The sequence below is a fragment of the Streptomyces tardus genome, from assembly GCF_018101125.2.
Taxonomy (GTDB): Bacteria; Actinomycetota; Actinomycetes; order Streptomycetales; family Streptomycetaceae; genus Streptomyces; species Streptomyces tardus.
Genome location: NZ_JAELVF020000001.1, coordinates 1910599 through 1930591, shown reverse-complemented (window position 1 = coordinate 1930591; position 19993 = coordinate 1910599). Strand labels below are relative to the sequence as shown.

Sequence of the window (19993 nt, the reverse complement as noted above, 5' to 3'; positions counted from 1 at the left end):
AGATGCCAGCCGTAGCCGTAGAGATCGCTCCCCGCCCGGCCGAGTCCGGCACCGTGGACGAGATCGAGGTCGTGGCCGATCTCGACACGGTCGTCGAGACCGTAATGTGCTCGTGTAGCGCCGGAGACGACCAGCCGTACTAGTCCGCACCTGCACGTCACATCGCACCGCCCCGGCCCTCCAGTCGGGGCGGTGTGCTGTCCACTGGAAGACCTCACCATGTCCATGCGCCGTAGCAACTGGCACGACCTTCCGCCGGCTGCCCGCGCCGCCGTCGAGCACCACGTCGGCCCCGTCAAGGAAGCCATGACGGTCCCGGCCGGGGCGAACTCAGGGATTGCCGCCCTGGTCCACGCCTCCGACGGCGCGGTGTTCATCAAGGGCGTGCCCGTCGACCACCCGCAGGCCCGTACCCAGGACCGCGAGGCCGCCATCAACCCTCACCTCCCGGCCGCGTGCCCCCGCCTGCTCGGGCGAGTGCGTGCCGCGGGCTGGGACCTGATCGTGTACGAACACCTCGACGCCCGGCACGCCACCTACGCCCCCGGCTCGCTCGACCTCCCGGCCGTCGCCGACGCCATCGAGGAACTGCAAGCCGTGCGCTGCCCCGACGGGCTACACGTCAAGGACGCTGCTCAGCGATGGGCGACGTACGCGGACGATGCCGACACGGCGCCACTCCAAGGTGATGCTCTGCTGCACACCGATCTTGCACCGCACAACGTGCTCATCACGGACCGCGCGCACCTGATCGATTGGGCGTGGCCCACCCGCGGCGCCGCGTGGATCGACCCCGCCGTTCTCGTACTTCGGCTCATGGAGGCCGGCCACAGCGCCCGGGAAGCGGACATCTTCGCTCGTCGTTTCCCGTCGTGGTCGACGGTGCCGCGGCACGCCGTCGAGGTCTTCAGCGTGGCCAACGCGCGCACGTGGGAGGAGATCGCCCGCCACGACCCGCAGCACTGGAAGAAACGCATGGCGCAGCTCGCGCACGCTTGGGTGGACTACTGGCGGGTGGGCTGAGGCACGACCGAAACCAGCGGTGCCCCTGGCAATGCCAGGGGCACCGAGCGGAACACGCAAGTCACGCCGAGAGTGTTTTACACCGGTTGTTCCACATCAGGGTGCCGACGCGGTCGCCCTCGCTCACCCCGAGCCGCTCGCGCAGCGCATGGGCGAGCTGCGCGGCACGTGCGCCGGTCTCGGCGAAGGTGCGGCGGTGCGGTTCCTCCCCGCCGGTCCAGGTGATGATCTCCGCGTCCGCGTGCACCCGCTCGCCGTGGGTGAGGATCCGGCTCACGTTCAGTGGTACGTCCTGCATCGTGCTCAGCACGTGGGGCCTCCCGGGCGTTCTGTCGAGTCGCGCGCACTCACCGGCGCAGCGCCCGTCACGAGCGGCCCGGCGACTCGCCGCGATGCCCGCACGACACGCTGCCCGTGGCGGGCAGCCTGCCACCGACCAGGCGAAGTGTCACGTGGTCGGGCACAACCGGAGGCCGGTGCGCACCCTCGGCGGCCCCGTGCCGTGCGCCGCACAGCCCCGCCGTGCGTGCAGGAGTACCGCGGCAGTGCGGCAGCAGTGCCGCAACCGTGCGCGCCCCGGCGGTGCCTCGCGCGCAGCCGTGCCGTGGCGCCGGCGCGTACTGCCGGGGCTTCCGGGAGCGCGGACCGAGGGGAGGCGCGGGGCGCTTCCGGGCGTCGCGGGCCGAGGGGCCTCAGGCGGCTTCGACGGTCTCGGGGGCCGTGGTGGTGGCGGCGTCCAGCTGGGCGTCGTTGCGGAGCTTGGCCAGCGCGCGCGAGACGGCGCTCTTGACCGTGCCGATCGAGACACCCAGCACCTCGGCGGTCTGCGCCTCGCTCAGGTCCTCGTAGTACCGCAGTACCACCATCGCCCGCTGCCGCGCGGGCAGCTTCAGCACCGCGCGCCACAGGGCGTCGCGCACGGCCTGCTGCTCGGCGGGGTCGGGGCCGGGCTGCGGCTCGGGTTCGGGAAGCTCGTCGCACACGTACTCCTCGACGCGGCGCTTGCGCCACTGCGAGGTACGGGTGTTGAGCAGGGCGCGGCGCACGTAGCCGTCCAGGGCGCGGTGGTCCTCGATGCGCTCCCAGGCGAGGTAGGTCTTGGTCAGCGCCGTCTGGAGAAGGTCCTCGGCATCGCTCGGATTTGCGGTGAGCGAACGCGCGGTACGCAGCAGCACCGGTCCGCGCGCCTGCACATACGTGGTGAACGTCAGCGGCGTCACGAGGGGCGTCACGGTGGCGGAAGTCCCAGGCGTGGTCATGCACTCAACCTAGAAGCGGGCTCCCCACCAGGGGATCGCCCGGAAGTCCCGAACGGTCTCCGCCTCAGGTTGTACGACGCGTACCCCTCCCACCTCCCTCAGGGGGAGGAGCACCAATACCGAAGTCAGGGCTCGTCAGGGGCGTATCAGGGTTGCCGGCCGGGCAGGCAGCCCCGGTGTCCCGCGCCGGTTGGGGCAGCCGTGACGGGAGGGGCGTACGGGGTCTGTGGACGGCGTACGCGCAGGGTCCGGCGATCGGCTTTGCCGGGGTCGTCGCGGCCGGGTCGGCGGACCGTCGGGGAGCGTACCGGACGTCGGCTGCCGACTGCGACCGAACCGACGCGACGGGTGACGGGCAGGGGCGGTTGACGTGCGAGGCGGCCTTCGGCGAGGCGGGACGCCTCGGGGGTACGGGAGGGCGCCGGCCGGGACGGGAACGCGACCGGGTGGCCGCGTCCTGCTGGACGCGGCCACCCGGCGTGACCCTTCCCCGGCGTCCGCCGCCCCGAGGGCGGACGCCGCTCGACTCACCAGAGCGGACTGAAAACGATGGTGGTGTTGTCCTGGTCGATGACCGTGACCCCCGAGCCGATCACATTGGCGCTGTTGGCCTGATTGTTGGCGGTGTTGCTCGAACCGGGAGCGGTGGCGAGCTGCTGGTTGGTGATGGCGTTGCCCGCGCTGTCGTCACCGAATCCGCTGCCGGACGTGCTGACGACGGTGGCCCGGGAGTCGTCCGCCGCGATGGCGCCGTTGTCGGCGTGCGCCACTCCTGTGAACATCGCCGCGGCCAGCGGTACTGCGGCGACCGCGGCGATCACACGGGCGGTACGGGTACGTGCCATAGGGGTCCTCCAGAACAACTCGGCTGATCCGCGGGGAGGTTGGCCCTTCGGCCGGCTCCCCGCGGGCGGTGCGACGTCGCGCCACCAAGCTGCCCGTCGCCCGCACCGACAATCGCCGCGCAGGCCTGATTCGCCCGCAGGTATGACGATCCGTCGCCAAACCTGCGCGTACGTTCCCACCCGCCCGTGCGGACGCGGGTACCGGCGGGGGCCGGTCGGTGGTCGACTCCCGCCGGTCGCGGGCGGGTTCAGCGCGGGGCTGCGGGCGTGCGCTCGGCGGTGAGCAGCGGACGGAGGGCGAGAGCGATGACCGACGCGAGCGCCACCAGCGCGGCGCTCAGCCACATCGGCCCCAGGCTCCCGGCCTCCGTGCGGAGCGTCGCGGCGGCGAGGAGGGGGCCCGCGGCGGCGCCCGCGTTGAGCGCCACGGTCGCGTAGGAGCCGGCCATGGTGGGCGCGTCCGCGGCCTCGTGGAGGACCCGGGCGATCAACGTACTGCCGAGCGCGAAGGAGAGTGCGCCGAGCGCGAGGACCAGGACGCAGAGTGCGGCGGGGCGGTCCGCGAGCACCGCCAGGGCCGACCAGCCGATCACCAGGAGCGGACCGGCGACGGCGAAGAGCTGCCACGGCCGTCGGTCGGAGTACCGCCCGGCGACGTGGACGCCGAGGAAGGAACCGGCGCCGAAGAGCACCAGGACGACCGGGACCCACGGTTCACCCAGGTCCGCGGTGTCGGTCACGACGGGGGCGAGGAAGGTGAAGCTGCCGAACGTCGCCGCGTTCACCACCGCGCCGAGCAGCATCACCAGTACGGGCCGGCCCTGGCGCAGCACCGCCAGCTCCGTGCCCAACTCGGGCCGGTGGCCGCCGCGTTCGTACGCACCTGTGGCCGGGACACCCCGCAGGATGCCGAGTGCCGCGGGGAGGCAGAGCAGGGCGACCGCCCAGAACGGCGCCCGCCAGTCGAGCCAGGTGCCCAGCAGCGCTCCGCCGGGCACACCGGCGACGGTCGCCGCGGTCGTACCGGAGAGCAGCACCGCGAGCGCCCTGCCCTTGCGGTCGGGTGCGACCAGGGCGGTGGCGGTGGTGAGCGCGACCGCGAGGAACCCGGCGTTCGCCAGTGCGGCGACCACCCGGGTGGCGAGCAGCACGGCGAAGTCGGAGGTGAGCGCACCCACCACGTGCGCGGCGGCGAAGGCGACGGTGAAGCCGAACAGGCAGGCTCTGCGCGGCCAGTTGCGGGCGAGTGCGGCCACCAGCGGTGCGCCGACGATCATGCCGACCGCGAAGGCGGAGGTGAGCCCGCCGGCGCTGCCGACGGTGGTGCCGAGATCGGCGGCGATGTCCGGCAGCAGACCGGCGAGCATGAACTCCGAGGTGCCCATGGCGAATACGGCCATGGCGAGCAGGTAGAGCGGAAGCGGCATCGAGTGCTCCGAGGTGTACGAGACACGGGAAGACGGAAAGGGGGTCTTCTCGTCACCGCGGTCAGCCCGTGTGCACGGAGTCGGGCGCCCGTCGACCTGCGCGCCCACGCGGCGCGGGTGCTCGGGCGGCTCGGGCGGCTCCGGTGCTGAGGCGGCGCGCGCGCACGCGCCGCGGGGGCGCGGGCACGGGCCCGTGGGGCCGGTGGCGCGCGCCGCTCGGCGGTGTCCCGGGCTCAACGGCCGTGCGGAGCGCGGGCGTTGCGGCTCGGTCCGGCGGCTCGGTCCGGGGGGCTCGGGGCTCAGCAGTACAGGGGGCTGACGGCGTGACCGAAAGCCCCCGCTCTGTCCGACTCGGGACTCGACATGGGCCGCACGCTACCCGAGCCCCCGTAGGCCCGGCAGCCCGTTTTCCCCGCGCGGCCGGCGGGCAGGCGGGCAGGCGGGCGCGCGGCCGGCGGGCCCGGCGAACCTGCCCGCCGCGCGGGGTCACTTCTTGACCCGGATCTCCTGGCGCACCTTCACCGTGGTGTCGGCGAACTCCTCCACCGAGGGCGCCTCCGAGCCGTTCCTGTCCTCCCACACGACCAGTACGAGCGTGCCGGCGTCGCCCCAGACGTAGTAGGTCGCCGTGCTGTCGGAGTCGCCGCCCCGACCGCACTTCATGGAGTCGCCGTCGAAGCCGTCCGGGGACTGCTCGGCGGCGGCGCCGTACTCCGCCAGCGACGCGGCGAGGGTGTCGACGCTGCCCTCGACGTCCTTGATCCTGCCCTCGACGCCGACGAACCCGAGCTCGATGTCGTCCGAGTCCTCGTAGGTCGCGGCGACGGTCTTGCCGTCGTCGGCGAGCTGCGGGCTGGTCGGGCCGCCGTCCTGGCGCGGGGTGTCGGAGTGCTTGTACCGGCCGTCCAGCAGGGATCCCGGCTTGGTCAGGCCGTACGAGAGCGGATCGCCGCCCTGGTCGGCCCCGTCCTTGTCGTCGGAGCCGCCGTCCTGCTCGCCGCCTGCGCTGCTGCTGCCGCCCTTGGCGGTGTCGCCGTCACCGCCCTCGTCGCTGCTGACGACGAGGAAGACACCGCCGGCGACGAGCGCGAGCGCCAGCACCACAGCGGCGACGATGCCGATCGTCCTGCCCTTGCCGCCGCTGCCCGGCGGTGGCGGCGGCACCTGCCCTGGCTGTCCGTACGCGCCGTACGCGCCGGGCTGGCCCGGCTGGCCCGGCTGGCCCGGCTGTCCGTACGCGCCGGGCCGGCCGGTGTACGGCCCGGGAGGCTGCCCGCCGTACGGAGCGCCCTGCGGCGGCCCGCCGAACTGCCCCTGCGCGGGCGGCGGTTGCTGCCCGTACCCCGGCTGGCCGGGCTGTCCGCCGTACCCGGGCTGGCCGGGCTGACCCGGTTGGCCGGGCGGCGGGCCCTGCGGCGGACCGCCGTACGGGCCGTTCGGCGGCGGTTGCTGGAAACTCATTGGCGCACCGACTCAATCAACTCGTCGTCATCCAAGCGGCCAACCATCGTTGCACGCGCCCCTGGTCGGGGAACGCCCGCTTCCACTTCCCTCTCGGCGCCCGCGTGTTCACCGCGCGGCCGGGGTCCGCAGCGCGTCCCGCCCTCCCGGCGCGCCGCTCGCCGAAGCCGATGCCCGCCCGTGGCCGGTGGCGAAGGACGGCTTCGGGGTCACCGAATCCGCTGCCGCCTGCCGCCTGCCGCCTGCCGCCTGCCGCCTGCCGCCTGCCGCCTGCCGCTCGCCGGCAGCTCAGTCCGTCCGGCGGTCGCGTCGACGGGGCAGTAGGTTCAGCCGCGACGCCAACGCCGCCACCTGCGCGATTCGTTCGGCGACACGTGCGAACCCCGGGCTGCGGGGACGCGCAGGCGGTCCGTGCCGGTCGTGGGCCTCCTCGCGGAGTGCGTGGTCGCGGGCCCCGGGGCGGACGCTCCTGTTCCGGCTCTCCCGCAGCTCCGAATCGGTCGGCGGCCGGCTCGCGTGGGACGGAGAGCGCGACATGACCGGAATGTGACCCACTATCAAACAGTGATATCCAGCCAAGTTGCCTGGACAAGTTCGACTCGCAGGGGAGACGACCGAGACGGTCGCGGCCACTGCGACGCAGGGTGACGAAGAGGCGCTCGGCACGGCCTTCCGCCCCCGCCGCGACGGGAGTTGAACGGTCCGCGTAAGGACGGTACAGGGCGTCTTCACGTCCGTACGCGGACCGGGCTCTGTGTGGTGCGCACCGCGGGGCAGGCCGAGCCGCCCCCCGCCCCGTACGACTCGGCGCGCCCCTCGGAGCGGGCGCCGCACGCGGCGCCCGGCGACGGCCGCAGGTCGGTGGCCGCTCCGCGACTGCCCCGCCGGGCACTCGGCTGACCTGCGGTGACGGTACGCAGGACGAGCTGCGGCGGCACTCCGACTCGTGGTCGTCCGCGTGGGGCCCCTGCAAAGTCCGGGAGGCACAGCCACCTCCCGGACCCTGTCCACTGCCCGCGGGGATGTGGGGCAGTGGCATTTCCCCCAGCCCGACGTGCCACGCGACGGGCTGACCCACGCACAATCCATCGAAGCCGCTCCTGTCCAGCCGAAACAGAGCGCACAGGCAGGCGCACGGCCACACGCTGGGTGCACATCTGTCCAGCGCCGGTGCACACGGCTGCACGCCGGTGCCGGGGGCGCACACCCCGCCGCACCCGCGGTCGGCGAGCAGGCCGGAAACCGTCGCCGAGCAGCCAACTCCCGTACGGCGCAAGCGATATGAGCGTGACGCGCGGGGCGCACCGCAGGCACCTCCGCTCCGCACATGCGTACGGGCATGAATCCCGCCAACCGACGACCGGCCCCTTAACGGTCGGGATCCGGCGAACTACGCTGAGTTCACGAATGCCCCGAGCATTTTCCAAAGGACGCTGCGGGGCGGCCGTCGGTGTGTGTCAGGGGTGCGCATGTCCAGGGAGCCACGCGGGCCGCATGAGAAGCGCGGACCGAACGAGAAGCTCGGTGCCGTCCTCGTCCTTGCGGGTATCAGCAACGCCGGACTCGCCCGGCGTGTCAACGATTTGGGAGCTCAGCGCGGGCTGACTCTCCGCTACGACAAGACGTCCGTGGCGCGGTGGGTGTCGAAGGGGATGGTGCCGCAGGGCGCGGCTCCCCATCTGATCGCCGCCGCCATCGGCAGCAAGCTGGGGCGTCCCGTGCCGCTGCACGAGATCGGTCTGGCCGACGCCGACCCGGCGCCGGAGATCGGTCTGGGCTTCCCGCGCGACGTGGGGGAGGCCGTGCGTTCGGCGACCGACCTCTACCGTCTCGACCTCGCCGGCCGGCGCAGCAGCAGTGGCGGTGTGTGGCAGTCGCTGGCCGGCTCGTTCTCGGTGAGCGCCTACGCGACGCCGACCTCACGCTGGTTGATCAGCCCGGTCGACAGCTCGGTCGCGCGCGAGGAGCCGAAGCAGGGCGCGGAGGACTCCGGCCAGGCCGCGAGAACGCAGGGCGCGGACGGTCCGGAGGCGGACGTTCCCGCCCCCCGGGGTGCGCAGAACGGCGGCTCGCAGCCGCAGAACGTCGAGAACGCGCCCTACCCGCGCGGTGGCCGCGAACGCCGCCGGAGCACGGAGCGCGGCACGCTCCGGGTGGGGCACAGCGATGTGGCCAAGCTCCGCGAGGCGGCGCAGGAGGCCAGGCGCTGGGACTCCAAGTACGGCGGCGGCGACTGGCGTTCGTCGATGGTGCCCGAATGCCTCCGGGTGGACGCCACCCCGCTGCTGCTCGGCGCCTACACCGACGAGGTCGGCCGCGGACTCTTCGGCGCCTCCGCCGAACTCACCAGGCTGGCCGGCTGGATGGCCTTCGACACCGGCCAGCAGGAGGCCGCGCAGCGGTACTACATCCAGGCGCTGCGCCTGTCCCGGGCGGCGGCGGACGTCCCGCTGGGCGGATACGTGCTCGCCTCCATGTCGCTCCAGGCGACCTACCGCGGCTTCGCCGACGAGGGCGTGGACCTGGCGCAGGCGGCGATCGAGCGCAACCGCCGAGTGGCCTCGGCCCGGGTGCGGAGCTTCTTCCATCTGGTGGAGGCACGCGCCCACGCCAGGGCGGACGACGCGGCTTCCTGCGGCACCGCCCTGTCGGCCGCGGAGAGTTGGCTGGAGCGCGCTCGCGACGGCGACCAGGACCCGCCGTGGCTGGACTTCTACTCCTACGACCGGCTGGCCGCCGACGCCGCCGAGTGTTACCGCGACCTGAAGGCGCCGCGCCAGATGCTGCGCTTCACCCAGCAGGCGCTCTCCCGGCCGACCGAGGAGTACGTGCGTTCCCACGGGCTGCGGCTGGTGGTGTCGGCGGTGGCGGAGTTGGAGTCCGGCGATCTGGACGCGGCGTGCGCCGCGGGTGCGCGCGCGCTGGAGGTGGCGGGAAAGATCTCGTCCGCCCGGACCAGGGAGTACGTGCGCGATCTGCTCCAGCGGCTGGAGCCCTACGGCGACAACCCGCAGGTGATGGAGTTGCGCGAGCAGGCCCGCCCGCTGCTGGCCACCTCGGCCTGACCCCGCGCGCGTCGCCCCGCGCCGCCTCGACCGCGAGCCCGCGCGGGACCGGGTCCGCGGGCGGCCTGCTCGCGCAACTCCATCACCTGCGGGTTGTCGCCGTAGGGCTCCAGCCGCTGGAGCAGATCGCGCACGTACTCCCTGGTCCGGGCGGACGAGATCTTTCCCGCCACCTCCAGCGCGCGCGCACCCGCGGCGCACGCCGCGTCCAGATCGCCGGACTCCAACTCCGCCACCGCCGACACCACCAGCCGCAGCCCGGGCCGCGCCCGGGTCAGGGCGTACGCCGTTGCGAGCCCGACGATGCCGGCGCCGACCACCAGCACATCCGCGTCGTACGCGGGCGAGTGCCGCCGCCCGGGACAGGCGCAGCGCCTGGATGTAGTACCGCTGCGCGGCCTCCTGCTGGCCGGTGTCAGTGGCGGCGGCCATGATGGACGTGTGGCGGCAGGACGGATGAGCGGAGAAGCACGGAGCGGCGTTCCGGCGAGTGCCGGGGCCCCCGGGCGGCGGCACTCGCCCGCGTACGACGCGGATGTGCTGGTGGTCGGCGCCGGCATCGTCGGGCTCGCAACGGCGTACGCCCTGACCCGGGCGCGGCCCGGGCTGCGGGTGACGGTGCTGGAGAAGGAGGCGGGCCCCGCCCTGCACCAGACCGGGCGCAACAGCGGCGTGATCCACAGCGGGGTCTACTACCGTCCCGGTTCGCTCAAGGCGCGGTTCGCGGTGCGCGGCGCCCGGGAGATGGTCGAGTTCTGCGCGGAGCGCGGCATCCCGCACGAGGTCACCGGCAAGCTCGTCGTGGCGACCGACCGCACCGAGCTGCCCCGGCTGCACGCGCTCGCCCAGCGCGGCCGGGAGAACGGCATCCCGGTCCGGGAGCTCGGGCCGGCGCAGATGCGCGAGCGGGAGCCGCACATCACCGGGCTCGCGGCGATCGAGGTGGCGTCCACCGGAATCTGCGACTTCGGCGCGGTGGCGGGGGAGTTGGCGCGGTCGGCCGAGGCGGCCGGCGCCCGGCTCCGGTACGGGGCCGAGGTGCGGGAGATCGACCGCCGCGAGAGCGTCGGGGTCGCGGTGCGAACGGCTTCGCCCGGGCAGAAGGACGACGGTACGGGCCCGGTGCTGCGCGCCCGCGCCCTGGTGAACTGCGCGGGGCTGGGCTGCGACCGGATCGCCGCCCTGGCCGGGGACGAGCCGAGCGCGCGGATCGTGCCGTTCCGCGGCGAGTACTACCACCTGCGCGAGGAGCGGGCGGAGCTGGTGCGCGGGCTGGTCTATCCGGTGCCGGACCCCGCGTTCCCCTTTCTCGGTGTGCACCTCACCCGTGGTATCGACGGCCGGGTGCACCTCGGGCCGAACGCCGTGCCCGCGCTGGCCCGCGAGGGCTACGACCGGCGTACGGTGAGCGCGTCCGACCTCGTGGAGAGCCTGCGCCGGCCAGGGGCGTGGCAGCTCGCCCGGCGGCACTGGCGGTACGGGGCGGGGGAGTTGAGACGTTCGCTGTCGCGGCGGGCGTTCACCGAGGCCGTGCGCAGGCTTCTGCCCGAGGTGACCGAGGCGGATCTGCGGCCCGCTCCTGCTGGGGTGCGGGCTCAGGCAGTGCTGCGGGACGGGACGCTGGTGGACGATTTCCTCATCGAGGAGGGCCCGCACACCGTGCATGTGCTCAACGCGCCCTCGCCCGCCGCGACCGCCTCGCTGCCGATCGGGAGGGCGGTCGCCGAGCGGGTGCTCGCGCAGCTGTGACCCGGAGCCGGTCGCCCGCCGGCCCTCGCCGCCGCCGGAAGGGGTCAACGCCCCCGGTGCGTCGGCGAGTTGGGTCGCGGCCGGCCTGCTCCCGCCCGGCCGCGCGGTACGACGTACCGGCCGGTGGCCGCCCCGAAGCACCGACCGACGCGCGTCCCGCCGGCCCGGCGCCGGGCCGGTCGCCTGACCGGCCGGTCTGTCGCGCGCCCGCACACGCCGTACGTCGCAGCAACCGCCCCGATTCCGCCCGCCGCGACCGGCAGCGACCCCGCGCCCGCCCGCTCCGCCGCGCTCCGGCAGCACCCCGTCCGCCGCTCGTCGCAGCGACCGCTGCCGGCCCGCCGGTGTCCGGGCGCTCGGCTCAGTGGTGCATGTGCGCGTGCCCGCCGTCGTCCGAGGAGCCGTCGGCAGTACCGCCCGAGGCCCCGTCCGACGCCTTGTCCGACGACGCCTTGTCCGCGCCGCCCTGCCCCTTCTTCGCGCCGCCGCCGTGCGGGTGGTCGGGGTTGTCCGGGTCCCAGCCCGGGATCGTGCCGTCCTCCTTGGCGATCAGCAGATGTCCCGCCATCCCCATGTCGGAGTGGCTCTGCACGTGGCAGTGGTACATCCACGCTCCCGCGCCGACGCCCTCGCCGGCGAGGATCTGGAAGCCGAAGGACTCGGCGGGTCCGCAGATCTTGGTGTCGATGATGCGGCTGGGGTCGTCGGGCCCGGTGAGGATGCCGGTGCGGTTGTCGGCCCAGCGGTGACCGTGCACATGGAAGGTGTGGTAGAGCTCGCTGTGCGTGATGGAGACGATCTCCAGCCGCTCGCCGACGGTCGCCTCGAAGTCGGGCGCCTGCTTCTTGTTGTTGGTGAGCATGTCGTTGAAGACGACGGTGAAGGTCTTGTCGGGCAGCGGGTCGCCCTCGCGGCGGACGACGAGCGGGCCGTAGAGGCCGTTGCGGATGCCGCCGGTGCCGTGGTCGGTGCCGACGACGTGGTCGTGGTAGTTCCAGTAGCCGGCGCTGCCCTCGCGCCAGGTGCCGTCCGCGCGCTCGCCCGGTTTGTGGGTGCGCCAGGTGTAGGTGCGCTTCTCACCCGGTTCGATGTGGCTGTTGTTCATCCGGGTGCCGTCGCTGGTGATCTCGTAGTCGACGCCGTGGACGTGCAGGCTCGCCGCGACGTCCATGGTGTTCTCGACCTCGATGTGGAGGGTGTCGCCCTCGACCAGCTCGATCAGCGGGCCGGGGATGGAGGCTTTGCCCTTCTCCAGCCCGTAGCCCATCTGCCCGTCGTCCAACTTCTCGATGTACAGGCTCATTCGGCGGGTCTCGTTCTTGGCCGTTGCGACTTTTCCCTTGGCCAAGGCCTTCGGCGGGGGCGCCGCGGCCGACATCGATGTCACGCCGACGACGGCCGCCGCGCTTCCGAAGAGGAAGCGCCGGTTGAATCCGCGCCTGCCGAACCTGTTCGCCCCGGTCTGCCCCTGGTCTGTGCCCATCCGTCGAACTCCCGTTGTACGTCGCACGGTTGACGCCCCTCTGGCCTCGTGGGCGACAGCTGTCACGAGATTGGCGGGGCCATGCCGCCCCACGGATCGACGACAACGTAGCGAGAGGATCTTCGTTTATCCATAGTAAGGACAAAGTTCGTTGAATTGCGGTCATACCTCTTGGCGAGTGAGTAAAAGCGGTCTAGCTTCGTCCGCGCTGACGCACGTGAGCGAACCAGGAGTGGGTGACCGAATGCGGCTGACACCACGACAACGGCCAAGCGCGGCTTGGCGGTTGGCGAGAAGCACGGACCGAGTACGACCCCGACCACGTACCAGCACCTCAGCGGGGTTCCGACCTCGTATGCGGTCGAGCACCAAAGTCAGGGCCTGGGCGGCGACGCTGCTGTCCGGGGCGATGCTCACCGGTGTGCTCGGTTCGCCGGCCAATGCGGGACCGCCCCCGGACTCGCGACTGACAACGATGTCGCTGCCAACTCCCCCCGGCGGCGACGATGTTGCGGTCCTGGTTTTTTACGGCTCGGACAGCGAGGAGTCCCCGGTCGTCAACGCCGGGATCGAGGCCATCGAGAAGATCGGGCTCTCCGGTCCGGCGCTGGAGCGCTTCCGGATCGAGGCCACCGACGACGCCTCCGTCTTCACCGACGAGGACCGCCTGGGCACCTACAACGCCGTGGTCTTCCTCACCGGTGGCGGCGATGTCCTGGACGGCGAGCAGGAGTTGGGCCTGGAGGCGTACATGGAGGCCGGGGGCGGCTTCCTCGGCATCCACGACGCGGCCCGCACCGAGCCCTACTCCGACTGGTTCGGCGAGCTGATCGGCGCCCGTCCCGAGGGCTCGGCCACCAGCGCGCAGACCGCCACCGTCGAGGTCGGCGACCGCAACCACCCGGCCACCGCCGAGCTCCCGCTGGAGTGGAAGCGGTCCGACAAATGGCTGAACTGGAAGGAAAACCCCTCCGGCGAGGTGCACACCGTCGCCCGGGTCCGCGAGAACAGCTACAAGCCGGGTGAGAACGCCAACGGCGCCGACCACCCGATCTCCTGGTGCCAGGACTACGAGGGCGGGCGCTCGTTCTACACCGCCATGGGCGGCACCGAGTCCAGCTACTCCGAGGCCGACTTCCGCACCCACCTGCGCGGCGCGCTGATGTGGACGACCCGGATCGCACGCGGCGACTGCCAGGCCACCGTCAACGCCAACTACGAGGCCAAGCGGCTGACCGAGCCCAACAAGCCCGGTGAGCACGACCAGATCGGTGAGCCGCACGGTCTCGCCACCGCGCCCGACGGCCGGATCTTCTACATCGGTCGCGGCGGTGCCGCAGCCGACGCCCCCGTGGTGACCGACTGGGAGGACCCGGAGGTCGGCAAGGGCCAGGGCGAGATCCACATCTGGGACCCGAAGGAGGAGAAGGCCTCCCTCGCCGGTGCGGTCACCGTCTTCGGCAACAAGGGCGGCGGTGACGAACTCACCAAGAACGAGGAGGGGTTGCTCGGCATCGCGCTCGACCCCCGCTTCGCCTCCAACAACTGGATCTACCTCCACTACACGCCGCACTCGGAGATCGACCGCGACAAGCGCATCGGTGAACGCCGCGTCTCGCGCTTCACCGTCGACCCGCGGACCAACAAGCTCGACCTCTCCTCGGAGAAGGTCCTGCTCGACTGGGACGTGCAGATCCACAGCTGCTGCCACGCCGGCGGCGGCATGGCGTGGGACTCCGACGACAACCTCTACATCGCCACCGGCGACACCAACTCCTCGCAGTTCAGCGACGGTTACTCGGGCAACAACCCGGAGCCGAACCACAAGGGCGTCTCCTTCGCCGACGCCCGCCGCACCTCCGGCAACACCAACAACCTCAACGGCAAGATCCTGCGCATCCACCCCGAGCAGGACGGCACGTACACCCTCCCGGAGGGCAACCTCTTCACGGGTGACGAGGCCGACGAGGGCGGCGGCAAGACCCGCGGCGAGATCTACGTGATGGGCGTGCGCAACCCCTCCCGGATCTCCGTCGACGCCAAGACCGACACGCTGTACGCCGGTTGGGTCGGTCCGGACGCCCCGGAGCCGAGCACGACCTGGGGCCCGGCCAAGTACGACACTTTCGCCGCGATCACCGAGCCGGGCAACCACGGCTGGCCGTTCTGCATGGGCAACAACCAGCCCTACCGCGACCGCGCCGCCGACGATCCGGAGAAGCCCGGCGACTGGTACGACTGTGACGCCCCGAAGAACGAGTCGCCCAACAACGACGGGCTCGTCAACCTGCCGCCCATCACCGGCAACACCATCTGGTACTCCCCGCAGGGCGGTGGCCCCGACTTCCCGCGCGACGAGGACGGCGTCCCCTCCTACGACATGGACGAGCAGAAGTTCCTGCTGCCCTGGCTCAAGGGCGGCGGCCAGGCCGCGATGAACGGACCGGTCTACCGCTTCGACTCCGACAGCAACAGCGGCGACAAGTGGCCGGCCTACTGGGACGGCAAGTGGTTCGTCGGAGACCTCTACGACTCCGACCAGCCGCGGCACGCGGTCGTCACCGACCCGAAGACCGTCGGCAAGGGCGGACTGCCCGTGCACGCCGAGTCGTTGAAGAAGATCGTCCCGGTCGGTGACGGCAAGATCCGCAACCTCATGGACTGGAAGTTCGCGCCCGACGGGTCGCTGTACGTCCTGGACTACGGCCGCGGCTTCTTCACCTCGGACAAGGAGTCCGCGCTCTGGCGGATCACCTACACCGGCGGCGCGCCGACTCCGGCCGCCGGCGACCTCGTCAGGAAGGGGGACTGATGCGTCCACCCAGCATCCGGCCCGGACACACCGGCCGCGCAGGCCGGCGACGGGGCGCACTGCCCCGATTCCACCTGTGGACGGCCCTGGCGGCGGCCGTGCTGATGCTCGTCGGACTGGTGCCCTCCGCGGCGATGGCGGCCATACAGCCGTCCGCGCCGCAGGGCGGTGGTCCGTCCGCCCAGCAGACGCTGACCTGGACCGCGGACGACAGCGTCACCGACTACAAGACGGCTCCGACGACCGCGGTCGCGGGCGAGACGGAGATCGTCTTCGAGAACAGTGAGGCGACCGGCAACACCACCAACATGCCGCACACCCTCACCTTCGACACCTCCAACTCCGACTACAACAACGACGTCTCGCTCAACATCCTCGCCAACCCCAGCGACTCCAACGGCGGCAAGCACACGGCCACGGTCACCCTGACCCCCGGCACGTACCGCTACTACTGCACGATCCCCGGCCACGGGCAGATGCAGGGCACGCTGGAGGTCACCGAGGACGGCGGCGGCGAGGACACCACGCCGCCCGAGGTCACCGCCAGGGTCGACGGCACCCAGAACGAGGCCGGCGACTACGTCGGCTCCGCGACGGTCGCCCTCAACGCGACGGACGAGGGTTCCGGCGTGGAGAAGGTGGAGTACGCGCTCGGCGAGGACGGCGAATGGCAGCCGTACACCGACCCGTTCGTGATCGACGAGGTCGGTGACCACGTCGTGCGCCACCGCGCCACCGACAAGGCGGGCAACACCTCGGAGGAAGGAAGCGAGAAGCTCAAGGTCGTCTCGCCGCCCACCGACGACACCGAGGCGCCCGAGACCTCGGCCACCGTCAGCGGCGAGAAGGACGAGGACGGCAACTACCTCGGCATGGCGACGGTGACGGTCACCGCCTCCGACGAGGGCTCCGGCGTCAACACCATCGAGTACGCGCTCGGCGACGACGGCGCGTGGCAGCGGTACGAGGCACCGGTGATGGTCCACGAGGTGGGCGACCACAAGGTCCGCTACCGCGCGACCGACAAGGCGGGCAACCAGTCCGAGGCGGCGAGCGAGTCGTTCACGATCGTCGAGCCGCCGGCCGAGGACACCACCCCGCCCGAGGTGACCGCGAAGGTCGAGGGCGAGAAGAACTCCAGCGGCGCCTACCTCTCCAGCGCGACGGTGAACCTCACCGCGAAGGACGAGGAGTCGGGTGTCGCCAAGACCGAGTACTCGCTCGACTCCGGTCCGTACCTGGAGTACAAGGACTCGGTCATCGTCGACCGCATCGGCCGTCACACCGTGGCGTACCGGGCGACCGACGAGGCGGGCAACACCTCCGAGGCCAAGAGCGTCTCGTTCACCATCGCGCGCGGCGGCGGCGTACCGGCGCCCAACTGCGCCGAGTTCGACGAGCGGGGCACCGTCTTCGTCGGCGAGATCGACACCGGCATCCCCAACCGCATCACCGACAACCGGTGCCGGATCAACGAGCGGATCGAGGACGAGAAGGACTGGTCCTCCCAGGCGCTCTTCCTCAAGCACGTGAAGGAGGCGCTGGACAAGCTGCTGAAGGAGAAGGTGATCGACCAGCGCGAGCACGACGCCATCAGCAAGGCGGCCAAGGACTCCGGGATCGGCACGCCGGGCAACACCGACGGCTACCGCAAGATCTTCGACGGCACCGAGGAGTCCCTCGCGCCGTGGGAGCAGGTCGGTGGCGGCGAGTTCCTCCTGAACGAGGAGGAGGGGGCGATCACCAGCAGCACGGAGACCGAGGGCATGGGCATGCTCTGGTTCACCGAGCGCCGCTACGACGACTTCTCGCTGAAGTTCCAGTGGCGCGACGACGCCCCTGCTGACGGTCATGCCAACGCCGGTGCGTTCGTCCGCTTCCCCAAGCCGCACGATCACCCGGAGGAGGAGCGGCCCGAGTGGGTCGCGATCAAGTACGGGCACGAGATCCAGATCAACGACAGCCCGACCGGCGACATGTACAAGACCGGTTCGGTCTACGGCTTCGACCGCGTCGGCCTCGCCGGCTCGGGCGTCACGCCGAAGGGCACCTGGAACGACTACGAGGTCCGGGTGGTGAACCAGAAGTACGAGATCTACCGCAACGGTGAACTGATCAACGAGTTCCAGAACAGCGGTGGTCAGAGCTTCGTCCCCGCCAGGGACGACGACCCCGGCACCGACGGCCGCCGGTTCGCCTCGGGGTACCTCGGACTCCAGGTGCACGGCACGACCGATGTGATCTCCTACCGCGACATCCGGGTCAAGCCGCTGTAGCCGGCAGCCCGACCCACGGCAGGAATCCCGCGCTGCCCGTCGTCTCCCCACCGGGAGGCGGCGGGCAGCGCCGCTGCGTCCGGAGGCGGTGTCCACAGACTCCCTTTGCGGAGCCCTGTGGATTCGGGCCTGTGAATTCAGCCTGTGGATACCGGCCTGTGGATACCGGCCTGTGGATTCGGGCCCTTGGAGGCACGGAGCGCGTCCCCCGCTGCTTCTCCGCCGGCGGAGAAGCACGCCCACGGCACACCGCCCGAACCCGCCCCGTAGAATCCGGTGACTGTGTCCGAGAACTCCGCTTCCCCGATGTTCGAGCCCGGTGCCGGGCCCGCCGCCAACCCCGCCGCGGGCCGGCTGCGCCCGATCCGTACCTTCGAGCCGCGCCGCAGCCGGGTGACCAAGGCCCAGGGAGAGGCGCTGCTGCGACTCTGGCCGACCTGGGGCTTGGACATCGACGGCTCGCGGGTGCTCGACCTCGACGAGCTCTTCGCCACCCTCCCCGCCGGCTCCCCGGTCGTGCTGGAAATCGGTTTCGGGATGGGCGAGGCCACCGTGCAGATGGCCGCCGCCGACCGGGAGACCGGGCTGCTCGCCGTGGACGTGCACACCCCCGGGCAGGGCAACCTGCTGCGGCTCGCCGACCTCCAGGGCCTGACCAACGTACGGGTGGCCAATGGAGACGCGCTGATCCTGCTGCGCGAGATGCTGCCGGAGCGCTGCCTGACCGGGTTGCGGATCTACTTCCCCGACCCCTGGCCCAAGAAGCGGCACAACAAGCGGCGGCTCGTCCAGACCCCGTTCCTCGACCTCGCCGCCACCCGGCTCGCGCCCGGCGCGGTACTGCACTGCGCGACCGACTGGGAGCCGTACGCGGAGCAGATGCTCGAAGTGCTCAGCGCCCACCCCGACTTCGAGAACACCCAGGAGGACGGCGGCTTCGCGGCCCGTCCCGAGCACCGTCCGCAGACCCGCTTCGAGGGGCAGGGGATCAGGAAGGGCCACAGGGTGCACGACCTGCTGTTCCGCCGCCGCCCGTAGCGTTTTGCCGCATTGCCGACCGCATTGCCGACCGCACTGCCGCGGTGCCTGCCGTACTGCCGCCGTGCCTGCCGTACTGCCGCCTGCGGTGCCGTCCGCGGTGCCGTCCGCGGTGCAGTCCGCGGTGCAGTCCCGCCGGGCCGCTCCCGCGGAAGTGCGGGCGGAGACCCTGGTGCCGTGAACGGCGCGTTCCTTTAGGGTCGATCACGTGCGCGACGACTCAGCACTGCCGGGGGAGCGCTCCTCCACGTCCTCCGCAGCGCCCGGTTTCCCGCACTCCGCTGCGGCCGACGCCGCGGCGCCGACACCACTGCCCGCGCACGCTCCGGCCGGCCCGCCCGACGAGCCGCCGGACACCTCCGCACCGGGCGGGGCCCAGGGCCGCGGTCGCTGGACCGCCTGGTGGTACAACCGCCGGGTGCGCGCCGCGGCGGTCGGCGGGGCGCTCGCCGTGTGCGGACTGGCGATCCTGCTCATCGTGCGCGCCGAGACCGGCACCGAGGGCTTTCTCATCGGGCTGCTGCTCGCCGTGGTCCCGGTGCCGCTGCTGATCACCGGGTTCCGCTGGCTGGACCGGATCGAGCCGACTCCCTGGCGGAGCCTGGCCTTTGCCTTCGCCTGGGGCGCCTGCACGGCCACCCTGGTCGCGGTGGTGGCGAACACCTTCGCCACCGAGTGGCTGACCAGCACCGTCATCACCAGCCCCGACACCGACGCGGACTTCGTGGGGGCGGTGTTCGTCGCCCCGATCACCGAGGAACTGGCCAAGGTCGCGGCCATACTGCTGCTCTTCCTGCACCGCCCGCGCCAGTTCACCGGCCTGCTGTCGGGGATCGTCGTCGCCGGGGTCGTCGCCACCGGCTTCGCCTTCACCGAGAACATCCTCTACATCGGCAGCGCCTACGGGGAGGACCAGGAGTACGGCGTCGACACGGTGTCGGCGACGGCGACCACCTTCTTCGTGCGCATCCTGATGTCGCCGTTCGCCCACCCGCTCTTCACCATCATGGCGGGGCTCGGCTTCGGACTCGCCGCCACCCGCGCCGCCGACCGCCGACTGCCGCGCGTGCTCTACCCGTTGCTCGGGCTGCTCGGTGCGATCGGGCTGCACGCGCTGTGGAACGGCACCGCCTCGCTGAACGGCTTCCTCTTCCTGGCCGCGTACGCGCTGCTGATGGCTCCGCTCTGCGGCGGGCTGATCTGGCTCTCCGTGCGTCAGCGCAACAAGCTGCTGCGCACGGTGCGTTCGGTGCTTCCGCACTACGCGGCCCAGGGCTGGCTCACACCGCAGGAGGCGTACGGGCTCGGCTCGATGAGCACGCGCTGGGCGGCCCGTGACGCGGCCCGCCGCGAACGCGGCAGCGCGGCGGCGAGGATCGTCGAGGAGTACCAGAACACCGCGACGGCGCTGGCACTGCTTCGTTCGCGTGCGGCGCTGATCGCAGTCGCGGAGTTCACCGAGCGCGAGGGCGCGCTGCTCGAACGGCTGCTGGAGCAGCGGCCGTTGGGCAGCCCGTACACGACCAGAGCCTCCCAGCCGCGCCCGCTCTACTAC

The 19993-nt window shown here is 72.0% G+C and carries 13 protein-coding genes and 2 pseudogenes; 8 read left to right on the top strand and 7 right to left on the bottom strand.

Annotated features, from left to right (window positions below):
• The first annotated feature begins 2 nt into the window (after positions 1–2).
• Both JGS22_RS08315 and JGS22_RS08310 read left to right on the top strand, forming a co-directional pair.
• Positions 3–143 (top strand): hypothetical protein, encoded by a 141-nt coding sequence (locus JGS22_RS08315; protein WP_211041076.1) that lies wholly within the window; start codon positions 3–5, stop codon positions 141–143.
• Positions 144–219: 76 nt separating this feature from the next.
• Entirely contained in the window at positions 220–1023 is an 804-nt protein-coding gene (locus tag JGS22_RS08310) for an aminoglycoside phosphotransferase (RefSeq protein ID WP_211041075.1), read from the top strand.
• Between the two features lie 85 nt (positions 1024–1108).
• Here the strand turns inward: JGS22_RS08310 and JGS22_RS08305 are convergent.
• The 5 genes and pseudogenes from JGS22_RS08305 to JGS22_RS08285 all read right to left on the bottom strand — a co-directional run.
• Positions 1109–1333: pseudogene (locus tag JGS22_RS08305) on the bottom strand (AMP-binding protein); the annotation flags it as partial.
• A 382-nt stretch (positions 1334–1715) separates the two neighbouring features.
• Positions 1716–2282 carry a SigE family RNA polymerase sigma factor gene (locus JGS22_RS08300; RefSeq protein WP_211041074.1) on the bottom strand — a complete coding sequence of 189 codons (567 nt, stop codon included), beginning with the start codon at positions 2280–2282 and terminating at the stop codon, positions 1716–1718.
• 527 nt (positions 2283–2809) lie between these two features.
• A complete protein-coding gene (locus tag JGS22_RS08295) occupies positions 2810–3127 on the bottom strand; it encodes a hypothetical protein (protein ID WP_211041073.1) in 318 nt (105 codons plus the stop codon).
• A gap of 248 nt (positions 3128–3375) precedes the next feature.
• Positions 3376–4554, bottom strand: coding sequence for a Cmx/CmrA family chloramphenicol efflux MFS transporter (locus JGS22_RS08290; RefSeq protein WP_211041072.1), 1179 nt, complete (start codon positions 4552–4554; stop codon positions 3376–3378).
• Positions 4555–5040: 486 nt separating this feature from the next.
• Positions 5041–6015, bottom strand: a complete 975-nt coding sequence (locus tag JGS22_RS08285; RefSeq protein WP_211041071.1) for a hypothetical protein — start codon at positions 6013–6015, stop codon at positions 5041–5043.
• Positions 6016–7484: 1469 nt separating this feature from the next.
• On the opposite strand from JGS22_RS08285, the gene JGS22_RS08280 reads away from it, so the two are divergent.
• Positions 7485–9080 (top strand): NsdA family TPR-like regulatory protein, encoded by a 1596-nt coding sequence (locus JGS22_RS08280; protein ID WP_216814894.1) that lies wholly within the window; start codon positions 7485–7487, stop codon positions 9078–9080.
• Between the two features lie 62 nt (positions 9081–9142).
• On the opposite strand, the pseudogene JGS22_RS27345 reads toward JGS22_RS08280, so the two are convergent.
• Positions 9143–9340 (bottom strand): annotated as a pseudogene (locus JGS22_RS27345) (MFS transporter); the annotation flags it as partial.
• Positions 9341–9536: 196 nt separating this feature from the next.
• Here JGS22_RS27345 and lhgD point away from each other — a divergent pair.
• A complete protein-coding gene (lhgD, locus tag JGS22_RS08270) occupies positions 9537–10829 on the top strand; it encodes an L-2-hydroxyglutarate dehydrogenase (RefSeq protein WP_211042194.1) in 1293 nt (430 codons plus the stop codon).
• A 361-nt stretch (positions 10830–11190) separates the two neighbouring features.
• Here lhgD and JGS22_RS08265 read toward each other — a convergent pair whose 3' ends face one another.
• Positions 11191–12312, bottom strand: a complete 1122-nt coding sequence (locus JGS22_RS08265) for a multicopper oxidase domain-containing protein (RefSeq protein ID WP_211042195.1) — start codon at positions 12310–12312, stop codon at positions 11191–11193.
• A 355-nt stretch (positions 12313–12667) separates the two neighbouring features.
• Between JGS22_RS08265 and JGS22_RS08260 the strand changes: the two genes are divergently transcribed.
• The 4 genes from JGS22_RS08260 to JGS22_RS08245 form a co-directional block, all read left to right on the top strand.
• On the top strand, positions 12668–15124 hold the full coding sequence (locus tag JGS22_RS08260) for a ThuA domain-containing protein (RefSeq protein ID WP_211042196.1): 2457 nt from the start codon (positions 12668–12670) through the stop codon (positions 15122–15124).
• Positions 15124–17400 (top strand): OmpL47-type beta-barrel domain-containing protein, encoded by a 2277-nt coding sequence (locus JGS22_RS08255; RefSeq protein WP_211042197.1) that lies wholly within the window; start codon positions 15124–15126, stop codon positions 17398–17400. Before JGS22_RS08260 ends, JGS22_RS08255 begins: the two co-directional genes overlap by 1 nt.
• Before the next feature lie 306 nt (positions 17401–17706).
• A complete protein-coding gene (trmB, locus tag JGS22_RS08250) occupies positions 17707–18438 on the top strand; it encodes a tRNA (guanosine(46)-N7)-methyltransferase TrmB (protein ID WP_211042198.1) in 732 nt (243 codons plus the stop codon).
• Between the two features lie 208 nt (positions 18439–18646).
• Positions 18647–19993 (top strand): PrsW family intramembrane metalloprotease (locus JGS22_RS08245; protein WP_308405571.1); only part of this gene is annotated, 1347 nt, incomplete at its 3' end.